This window comes from Shigella sp. FC1544 (assembly GCF_001722145.1).
GTDB lineage: Bacteria > Pseudomonadota > Gammaproteobacteria > Enterobacterales > Enterobacteriaceae > Escherichia > Escherichia coli.
The window spans coordinates 1-1204 of sequence record NZ_MECT01000322.1 but is presented as its reverse complement, the minus strand read 5'-3'; the positions used below and the strand labels follow the sequence as shown (position 1 = coordinate 1204).

Genomic DNA, 1204 nt, shown 5'->3' with positions numbered 1-1204 from the left:
TTGAGAAGCGGTGTAAGTGAACTGCAGTTGCCATGTTTTACGGCAGTGAGAGCAGAGATAGCGCTGATGTCCGGCAGTGCTTTTGCCGTTACGCACCACCCCGTCAGTAGCTGAACAGGAGGGACAGCTGATAGAAACAGAAGCCACTGGAGCACCTCAAAAACACCATCATACACTAAATCAGTAAGTTGGCAGCATCACCACTGCTGGCATAGGAATTATTGGCAACCTGTAACGTAAATTCATTAAACGTATCGCGTTGCAGGTTTTGCCGTAAAACAGAAGTCAGCATCCAGCTATCTTTCATTTCAAAATAACTGTTGTCATTTTCGTTATCTTGTTGTTGATCCGTTTTATTAGGTGCGGAATATTTAGCCATTAATGATAATGTCGCATCATCCCATAACGGGATATTGCGATAACGAACATCCACAGAATTGGTATTCATCTGGCTGGTACGCGAAAAATCACGAGAGTAAACATCGACATCATCACGGCTTAAGGACATATCAAACAGCCCTACACCAAGTGCCCAGTTTTCAATCCCCACACCCGCGGCGACATCCGTGGTTAAGGTTTTCCAGTCCAGCATCTGGATCTCATATTGCGGGAGTTTATGTTTGCCGACCCAGAAGTCTGCCTCTGGTGCGAAGGGTAAAAAACCTCGCGTTGTCAGGTAAATATCGCTGAACTGCATGATATTTTCATTGGCACTGTCACCAAACCAGGCATCGTTATACTGCTCACCCACGTTGCCATCATAGGTAACGACCGCATTTGCCGTTTTACCGTCCTGATTATAAACACGCTGATTTAAGGTCAGGTCAAACCAACCGCTCATCTCATTACCAAAACGTCCCAGTGAACCGCCCCGGGAATCCTGGAGACTAAACTTCCTGAGAAAGAGGTAAACAGGATGACTAAAAATACTCGTTTTTCCCCCGAAGTCCGTCAACGGGCAGTCCGTATGGTTCTGGAAAGTCAGGGCGAATATGACTCACAATGGGCGACAATTTGTTCCATTGCTCCAAAGATTGGCTGTACGCCGGAGACTCTGCGTGTCTGGGTTCGCCAGCATGAGCGGGATACCGGAGGCGGTGATGGCGGGCTCACCACCGCTGAACGTCAGCGTCTGAAAGAGCTGGAACGTGAAAATCGTGAACTGCGCCGCAGTAACGATATCCTTCGCCAGGCTTCCGCTTAT

2 protein-coding genes and 1 pseudogene are annotated in these 1204 nt (G+C 48.0%); 1 reads left to right on the top strand and 2 read right to left on the bottom strand.

The genetic code is table 11. From position 1 onward, the window contains the following. Positions 1-147: IS1 family transposase (locus BGK49_RS27445; RefSeq protein WP_001393286.1), on the bottom strand; the 147-nt coding region annotated here is incomplete at its 3' end. 34 nt (positions 148-181) lie between these two features. Beyond that, positions 182-874 (bottom strand): annotated as a pseudogene (locus BGK49_RS15275) (carbohydrate porin); the annotation flags it as partial. A gap of 42 nt (positions 875-916) precedes the next feature. Here BGK49_RS15275 and BGK49_RS15270 point away from each other — a divergent pair. Beyond that, the coding region (locus BGK49_RS15270; RefSeq protein ID WP_032199081.1) for a transposase at positions 917-1204 on the top strand (288 nt) is incomplete at its 3' end.